This window comes from Flavobacterium sp. (assembly GCF_044368625.1).
Taxonomy (GTDB): Bacteria; Bacteroidota; Bacteroidia; order Flavobacteriales; family Flavobacteriaceae; genus Flavobacterium.
In genome coordinates, this window is record NZ_JBIPPD010000155.1 from 1 (window position 1) to 8,012 (window position 8,012).

Here is an 8,012-nt window from a genome sequence, read left to right on the forward strand (position 1 = left end):
AAATATTTAAGTATCATAGAAAACAAAAAACCCGAATATTTCTATTCGGGTTTTGTGGTACCTCCAGTCCCGAAGCGTCGGGAGAACCAGGGACAGATGGATTTAGATTCTTTCAGACAATATATCCCTTAATATATCTGGATTTAAAATTATTTTTTCGATAAAGACTTTGCTTTTCATTTTTTTGATAAAACGTTCTAAATATAATGCTTCACTTCTGTTCGAACATTCAAACTTTAAAATCACCTCCCAATCCGTTGCTATTTTTGTGAAGGATTTTTTGTAAGTATGATTGTTGTGTTTTGAAATTCTTTCTTCGATGTCGTGCGTTTCTCCAATATAATAAGCGTTCGTCAATTTTGAATGTAGGATGTAAAGAAAATGCGTCATTGTTTAAGTATCATAGAAAACAAAAAACCCGAATATTTCTATTCGGGTTTTGTGGTACCTCCAGGGATCGAACCAGGGACACATGGATTTTCAGTCCATTGCTCTACCATCTGAGCTAAGGTACCTTTTGTAGCAATTGGCATCAATTACTTGCTGATTTCAGGTGCAAATATAGATGCTTTTTTAATTTATCCAAAACATTTTTTAAAAAAAATGAATTCCTATCTTTGGTGATTCAAACAATGACCAATGGTTTTAGCAATTGATATCGGAAATACAAGGATTAAAAGTGCTGTTTTTGAGAATGATAACCTGATCGAAATTTTTGTTTTTGAAAGTACAGATGTGCAAAAAAATATTTTAAATATTTTAAAAATTTATCCAGAAATCGAAGTTTTGGTCGCGTCATCTGTTGGAAAATTAGGTTTTGAAGCTTTTTTATTTCTTGATAAGAAGTTGAAAATGGAGTGGATTACTCCCGATTTTCTTTTTCCGTTTAAAAATTTGTACCAAACACCAACTACTTTAGGAGTGGACAGAATGGTTTTAGCTTCAGGAGCCGTTTTGCAGTTTCCCAATCAAAATCGCTTGGTAATTGATGCTGGAACTTGTGTGACTTATGATTTTATCGACCATCAAAATCATTATAAAGGTGGTGCAATCAGTTTAGGTTTGCGTTTGAGGTACCAGGCACTACACAATTATACGGCTAAACTCCCGTTGTTAGAAACGCAAAGCCCATTGCATTACATCGGAAATTCAACGGCGGAATCTTTGCATTCGGGAGCTGTAAACGGTTTGTTGTTCGAGATTGAGGGTTTTCTGAAGCGCTATGAGTCTGATTATGCAAAATTTACGATAATTTTAACTGGTGGAGATGCAGTTTTTTTGGCTAAACGATTAAAAAATACCATATTTGCCAATTCAAATTTTCTGCTTGAAAGTTTGAATCTTACATATCAATATAAAATCAAAAATGATTAAAAAAATTATTGTTAGCATCTGTGTTTTATTGTCAATCAGCACATTTGCACAAAGTGGTACGTCCTCATCTTATTCGTTTTATGGAATTGGCGATGTGAAATTTAAAGGCACTTCAGAGAACCGATCGATGGGAGGCTTGAGTATTTTTCCCGACAGTACGCACGTAAATTTGCAAAACCCTGCTGGTTACGGCGGATTGAAATTAGTTACATTCTCCGTTTCGGGAAGTCATAATACTACCAATGTCGAGTCTAATTTTGGTGATGGAAAATCTAAAAATACAGCTGTAGACTATTTAAATGTGGGGATTCCATTGACTTCAAAATGGAGTGCAGGTGTAGGATTGATGGCTTATTCAGCTGTTGGTTACCGAATTCAAAATGTAACTACAATAAGTGAAGATTTTGCCACTTCGAATCAATTTAAAGGTAATGGTGGTGTCAATCGCGTTTTTTTTAGTTCAGGATATAAAATAACGCCCAATTTTAGTGTTGGAGCATCGGTAGAATATAATTTTGGAAAAATCGAAACTTCTTCTTTAGAGTTTTTGCAAGCCGTTCAGTTTGGAACGCAAGAACTCAACACCAGTGAAGAAAGTGGCTTTAGTTTCAATACAGGATTTATGTGGGAAAAAAAGGTAACGGCCAAACACAAATTATTTGTTTCAGGATATTACACTCCTGAAAGTACATTGAGTCTTGTCAATACCCGAAAAATTGCTACAGTTCAATTTTCGAATATAAGCGATCCATTTGTTATTGATGAAGAAATTATTGAAGTACCCGATACGGAAATTAAATTACCATCGAAATTGGCTTTTGGAGTTGGTTTTGGACAAGAACGCAAATGGTTAATTGGAGCCGAATTTACTTTGAGCCAAACCAGCTCTTTGCAGAATCGTTTTGTAGACATTACCAATGCTACTTTTGAAAACGGAAATAAAGTTTCGGTAGGTGGATATTTCATTCCACAATACAATTCGTTTTCGAGCTATTTCAAACGAATCACCTATCGTTATGGTTTCCGACATGAAAATACAGGTTTAATTATAAATGATAAATCGATCGACGATACAGCGGTTACTTTAGGACTTGGTTTTCCCTTTTCTGGAAGTTTTTCCAATATAAATGTAGGGATGGAATACGGTCGTAAAGGCACAAAAGCAGCTGATTTAGTTCGAGAAAATTACATTAATTTTACCGTAAGCCTCTCTTTAAACGACAAATGGTTTGTCAAGAGAAAAATCAACTAGTATCGTTTTTTCGCTAAATGAAAAGAATTTTAATAGTATTTTTAATCACAGTTTTTAGTCTCGTAGTTTTTACAAATTGCGAAAGCAACCTCAAAGACGTTCAGAAAATCAACCTTTCTGAATTTAGTCCAAGCGGTGACGCCGATTCGATTACTTTGAAATATACCGATTCGGGACGTATTAAAGCGATTTTGGTTGCTTCTAAAATGCTCGATTATGCTACCGTTAAATACCCTTTTACCGAATTTCCAAACGGAGTAAACGTCACACTTTATGATCCAAAAGCCAAAAGAACTTTTGTCCGGTCCGATTATGCCATACAATTTAAAGGGACTGAAATCATCGATTTACAAGGAAATGTTAAAATAAATACCGAAGACAATCAGGTGCTCGAAACCCAGCAACTGTATTACGATCAAAAAAATTCTTGGTTTTTTACCGAAGAAGCGTTTAAATTTTCCGCTCCAAAAGGAATTTCAAATGGAGAAGGAATTGATTTTAACAGCGACTTTACCATCATGAACACGCAGAAATTCTCTGGAGAAGGTGTAATGAAATCATCTGAATAAAAAAATACTATGAAATATTTACAATTTACACAGTACATCTACCTTGTTTTTGCCGCTTTTTTCGTTTACGACGGAATTGCAAAAGTATCTAATGCCGAGGATTCTTATTTTTTGAGTTTTGGTATTGCAGCAGTTTGTATCTTTATGTTTTTCTTTCGACGGAGTTTTTTCAATAAAGCAAAAAACCGAAATAATAACTCTTAAATTATGGAAGCATTTAGTATTGTCGGCTGTTTAATACTTTCTGCTTTCTTTTCGGGTGTCGAAATTGCCTATATTGCTTCGAATAAAGTGTACTTAGGTATCGAAAAAATGCAAGACACATTTGTTTCTCGTGTTTTAGTAAAACTTACCAAAAATCCTTCAAAGTTTATTGCAGCAATGCTCATTGGCAACAATATCGCGTTGGTGATTTATGGTTTTTTGATGAGTAATTTAGTGCTTCGATTTTTAGAAGTTCAAAGCTTAGACTATCCTTTTTGGTTGGTTTTTTTTATTCAAATTGCGATTACTAGTGCAATAATCATTCTAACGTCCGAATTTTTACCTAAAATCTTTTTTCAAATTTATGCCAATACGTTAATTAAATTTTTAGCGGTTCCGGCTTATTTTTTCTATCAAGTTTTCTATTACCTCTCTTCTGCAATTATTTGGGTCTCTAATCGTATTCTGAAGTTTTTCTTCGGAATCAAAGATTCAGATGAGCAACTGCTTTTCAGTAAAATAGAATTAGGGAATTACATCACCGAACAAATGAAGTCGATTGAAAATCAGGAAGCCGTTGATTCTGAAATTCAGATTTTTCAAAATGCCTTGGAATTTTCGGGGGTAAAAGCGCGTGATATAATGAATCCACGTACTGAAATTGCCGCGGTGGAAATTAACGACACTATATTGGAACTGCGGGAATTGTTTATAAGTACAGGGTATTCTAAAATATTAGTGTACCAAAATTCATTAGATGACATTGTAGGTTATGTACACAGTTTTGACTTGTTCAAAAAACCTAATTCGATTAAAAATATCATGATTCCTGTGGAATTTGTTCCTGAAACTATATTTATTAAAGAAGTTCTGAATGTTTTAGCTCGAAAACGAAAAAGTGTGGCAATTGTATTGGACGAATACGGCGGCACATCGGGAATGATTACCGTTGAAGATATCATCGAAGAACTTTTTGGAGAAATTGAGGACGAACACGATTTATTGGTAGACGATTTTGTTGAAGAGGAACTTTCTCCCGGAGTTTTCCTGTTTGCTGCCCGATTGGATGTGGAATATATTAATGAAACCTATAAATTAAAAATCCCCGAATCGGATTCTTACAGTACTCTTGGTGGTTTTATTGTTCATTCTACCAACGAAATTCCGCAAATGGGAACAATCTTGCAAATTGAAAATTTCCAAATTGAAATACGGGAAGCTTCAAATAAAAAGATTGAATTGGTACAAATAAGCCTGACAGAATAAATTTTTACATAAAAAACACTTTTAAACGCAAAATATAACGCTTGTGCTATTATTATTAAATAGATAATTGTATTTTCGCAAACTGAAATTTAAAATTAACAAACATAAAAAATGGCGATTTTATCAAAAATTAGACAACGTTCACTTCTTTTAATACTTGTGATAGGCTTTTGTTTACTGGCTTTTGTAGTTGGTGATGTACTTAATAATGGTGGCTTTTCCAGTACTCCAAGAGACGTAGGAAGCGTGAACGGTGACGAAATTTCGTACGACGAATTCAGATCCAAAGTGGATAATGTCGAAAAAAGCGGACAAGGTATTACTTCTTCTCAAGCAGTTGCACGTGTTTGGGAGCAAGAAGTAACCATCTCTTTGATGAATGCAGAATTTGAAAAACTTGGAATGCGTGTAAGCGAAGAACAAGTAATGGATGTTTTGAAACAAAATCAAGATATTGGTCAGAATCCATCATTTTTAAATGAAGCGGGTGTTTTTGATCCTGCAAAATTCAGTGCTTTTTTTAATGAAAATCCAGTTTTGAAACAACAACTGGCGGCAAGAATTAAAGAAGCTACCTTGAATGCAAAATTCATGATGTACAGTGCGCTTGTAAAAGCGGGAACTTATACTACTACGGCTGAAGCTAAATTGAAATATGAATTAGCAACAAATAAAGTTTCTTTGGATTTTGTAGCGGTTCCTTTTTCCTCAATTAAAGACAGTGACGTAAAAGTTACTGATGATGAAATTATTGCCTTCATGCGTAAAGACGAAAAGAAATACAAAGCGGATGAAACACGTGAGGTTCAGATGGTAATTATTGAAGACAAACCATCAACAGAGGATGAAGCGCAAGTTAAAGCGGATTTACAACAGTTGTTGATCGGAAAAGTAGAGTACGTTAAAGAAACGCAAAAAAACGATACCGTTCAAGGTTTTAGAACTGCAAGTAATACGGTTGAGTTTGTAAATATGAATTCTGATGTTCCTTACGATTCTAGCTATGTGGCTAAGAAAGATTTGCCTGCTGAATTTGCAGATCAATTGTACAATTTGCCTCAAGGTGAAATCTACGGACCATACAAATTCAATGATTATCTTGCTGTAAGTAAATCATTAGGTCGTCAATCTGGAGTTAATGCTAAAGCAAGCCATATACTTATTGCTTATACAGGTGCTATGAGAGCCAATCCAGCAGTAACACGTACCAAAGAAGAAGCTCAAGCGAAAGCAAATGAAATTTTAGCGCAAGTTTTGGCCAATCCAGCTTCTTTTTCGATGTTGGCTCAAGTGAATTCCGACGATTCATCAAAGCAACAAGGCGGAGATTTAGGTTTTTTCTCCAAAGGTCAAATGACGGGAAAATTCAACGATTTTGTATTTAATAATCCAATTGGTAAAATCGGTTTGGTAGAAACTGAATTTGGTTTCCACATTATCAATGTTACTGATAAGCAAGATGGCGTTCGTTTGGCTACTATCGCCAGAAAAATCGAAGCATCGGAAGCTACCACTGATAAAGTGTACAACAAAGCCGTTACATTCGAAATGGATGCTAATGAAAAAGATTTTGCTGCTGTAGCAAAAGCAAACGGGTTAACGGTTTCTCCATCTGTTAAATTAAATGCAATGGATGAAAATGTGGGTTCGGTGATGAACCAAAGACAAATAGTAAAATGGGCTTTTGACAAGAAAACCTCTGTAGGCGACGTTAAACGTTATGAAGTTCCTAACGTAGGGAATGTGATTATGAAATTGGTTAAAATTAATGAAGAAGGTTTGATGGCTTTGGATCAAGCACGTCCAATGATTGAAAATAAATTAAAAAATGAGAAAAAAGTAGCCTTAATCAAAGCAAAGCTTAAAGGTACTACTTTAGATGCGATGGCTAAATCGGCAGGTGTTACGGTTCAAACTGCAACAGATGTTACAATAGAGAATGCTGTATTGCCAGGTTTTGGACAAGAACAAAGAGCAGTTGCAACGGCTTTTGCTTTAGCACCAAATAAAGTTTCTGCCCCAATAGAAGGTGCATCAGCAGTTTTTGTGGTATTGCAAAAAAGTGCTGTTAAAGCACCAGCTATAACTGATTATTCGCCTTACTTGAGTGTTTTAAAAGGACAAAGTACAGCAGCTCCAGGTAGAGTAATTACCGCTTTGAAGGACAATGCTGATATCGAAGATAACCGACCTGTTTTCTACTAGTAGAAAATAATTATTAGTTCATAAAAAATCCCGATGATTCGGGATTTTTTTTTACAATATCATTTCGTGATAGGGTAGTAGCGTGGTAAAACCTTTGGATTCAAAATATTTTTTAGGATTTGAAGCACTCACTACCAAAACAAAATCGCCACCCCAAGCCCCCAAACTTTTAACAGAACCGTCGAAATCACTAAAATAGCGTTCCTTGACGGTGTTTGTTTCCAGTAGCTCGCTCATGATATTTTCATGTTCTTGTACTAAATCTGTAAACCGCTCCAAATGTACACCTGTTACGATTTCTTCAGTAATTGCGTTTATTTTAGTGCGTGTCTCGTGCACATCACTTTGCTTTTTGCGATAATTTAAAATAGCTGTTTTACTGTCTTGCTTTTGATTGAGGTACAAAAAGTACAGATTTCCTGAATAGTTGGGTTTGAACTCAATTTGTTGAATCAAAGGTATTCCATCGCTCAATTTATAGGTTATAGGCACGTTGTTTTGTGCATTTGCAATGTCGTAGCCACTACCGCCAAAGCTGTTTTTGAGCAGTTTAAAAGCATTTATCTCGAACCATTGCGCAATGTTGTTTATTAACGTTGAAGAAGTACCCAAACCCCAAAATCGTGGAAAGGTCAAGTGCGTTTCGATGGTATAACCGTTATTGGGTATAAGTTTTGGATTCAATTGATGGGCTTCGAAAAGTATTTTTTTTAAAATATCTTCTATTGAATTTTCCGAAGATTTATTTAAATGGCCTACAACTTCTAATGTGTTTAGCGTGGTTTCAAACCAAACCGACTGATCAAAGTCGAAACTTTTCCAGCGGATTGTATTCGCTTCAGCGGTCTCTTCAACGATCAAATCTTGCCCCATTTTAGTAGGCAAAGCCAATGCCACAGCTCCATCAAGAACTACATATTCTCCCGTAATGAGAAGTTTGCCGTTGCTGTAAAATCGTTTAGTCAAAAAATTAAATTTATTTGCGCAAATTTTCGATGAAAGTAACTACTGAAGCGTGAGACACCGCATTTTTTTCAAAGTGATTTTCGATTATTTTTCGTTCATCATCCGTGGCATCAAACTGATTGATGATGTTGCCCAAGTGCATTTTCATGTGTCCCTCTTGAATTCCCGTCGTAGTA

The 8,012-nt window shown here is 35.3% G+C and carries 8 protein-coding genes, 1 tRNA gene and 1 pseudogene; 6 read left to right on the forward strand and 4 right to left on the reverse strand.

What is annotated here, in order from left to right:
* Positions 1-102: 102 nt before the first annotated feature.
* Positions 103-390, reverse strand: coding sequence for a GIY-YIG nuclease family protein (locus tag ACIQ2X_RS11415; protein WP_396179049.1), 288 nt, complete (start codon positions 388-390; stop codon positions 103-105).
* Between the two features lie 52 nt (positions 391-442).
* Positions 443-515 (reverse strand) — tRNA-Phe (locus ACIQ2X_RS11420).
* Positions 516-639: 124 nt separating this feature from the next.
* On the opposite strand from ACIQ2X_RS11420, the gene ACIQ2X_RS11425 reads away from it, so the two are divergent.
* The 6 genes from ACIQ2X_RS11425 to ACIQ2X_RS11450 all read left to right on the forward strand — a co-directional run bounded on the left by ACIQ2X_RS11425 (position 640) and on the right by ACIQ2X_RS11450 (position 6,870).
* Positions 640-1,374, forward strand: coding sequence for a type III pantothenate kinase (locus ACIQ2X_RS11425; RefSeq protein WP_396179050.1), 735 nt, complete (start codon positions 640-642; stop codon positions 1,372-1,374).
* A complete protein-coding gene (locus ACIQ2X_RS11430) occupies positions 1,367-2,626 on the forward strand; it encodes a hypothetical protein (RefSeq protein WP_396179051.1) in 1,260 nt (419 codons plus the stop codon). The genes ACIQ2X_RS11425 and ACIQ2X_RS11430 overlap by 8 nt, the downstream gene beginning before the upstream one ends.
* A gap of 17 nt (positions 2,627-2,643) precedes the next feature.
* Positions 2,644-3,195 (forward strand): LPS export ABC transporter periplasmic protein LptC, encoded by a 552-nt coding sequence (gene lptC, locus ACIQ2X_RS11435; protein ID WP_396179052.1) that lies wholly within the window; start codon positions 2,644-2,646, stop codon positions 3,193-3,195.
* A 9-nt stretch (positions 3,196-3,204) separates the two neighbouring features.
* Positions 3,205-3,399, forward strand: a complete 195-nt coding sequence (locus ACIQ2X_RS11440) for a hypothetical protein (RefSeq protein WP_396179053.1) — start codon at positions 3,205-3,207, stop codon at positions 3,397-3,399.
* A 3-nt stretch (positions 3,400-3,402) separates the two neighbouring features.
* The gene (locus ACIQ2X_RS11445) at positions 3,403-4,665 is read left to right on the forward strand and encodes a hemolysin family protein (RefSeq protein ID WP_396179054.1); all 1,263 of its coding nucleotides are present in this window, start codon (positions 3,403-3,405) and stop codon (positions 4,663-4,665) included.
* 111 nt (positions 4,666-4,776) lie between these two features.
* Positions 4,777-6,870, forward strand: a complete 2,094-nt coding sequence (locus ACIQ2X_RS11450; protein WP_396179055.1) for a peptidylprolyl isomerase — start codon at positions 4,777-4,779, stop codon at positions 6,868-6,870.
* A gap of 51 nt (positions 6,871-6,921) precedes the next feature.
* Here ACIQ2X_RS11450 and ACIQ2X_RS11455 read toward each other — a convergent pair whose 3' ends face one another.
* The gene (locus ACIQ2X_RS11455) at positions 6,922-7,836 is read right to left on the reverse strand and encodes a GYDIA family GHMP kinase (protein ID WP_396179056.1); all 915 of its coding nucleotides are present in this window, start codon (positions 7,834-7,836) and stop codon (positions 6,922-6,924) included.
* A 10-nt stretch (positions 7,837-7,846) separates the two neighbouring features.
* Positions 7,847-8,012: pseudogene (locus ACIQ2X_RS11460) on the reverse strand (hydroxymethylglutaryl-CoA reductase); the annotation flags it as partial.

Bases quoted from the DNA above. Each gene is read 5' to 3' on its own strand.
- ACIQ2X_RS11445 (WP_396179054.1), top strand. From the start codon at position 3,403: ATGGAAGCATTTAGTATTGTCGGCTGTTTAATACTTTCTGCTTTCTTT.
- lptC (WP_396179052.1), top strand. From the start codon at position 2,644: ATGAAAAGAATTTTAATAGTATTTTTAATCACAGTTTTTAGTCTCGTA.
- ACIQ2X_RS11425 (WP_396179050.1), top strand. From the start codon at position 640: ATGGTTTTAGCAATTGATATCGGAAATACAAGGATTAAAAGTGCTGTT.
- ACIQ2X_RS11450 (WP_396179055.1), top strand. From the start codon at position 4,777: ATGGCGATTTTATCAAAAATTAGACAACGTTCACTTCTTTTAATACTT.
- ACIQ2X_RS11430 (WP_396179051.1), top strand. From the start codon at position 1,367: ATGATTAAAAAAATTATTGTTAGCATCTGTGTTTTATTGTCAATCAGC.
- ACIQ2X_RS11415 (WP_396179049.1), bottom strand. From the start codon at position 390: ATGACGCATTTTCTTTACATCCTACATTCAAAATTGACGAACGCTTAT.
- ACIQ2X_RS11440 (WP_396179053.1), top strand. From the start codon at position 3,205: ATGAAATATTTACAATTTACACAGTACATCTACCTTGTTTTTGCCGCT.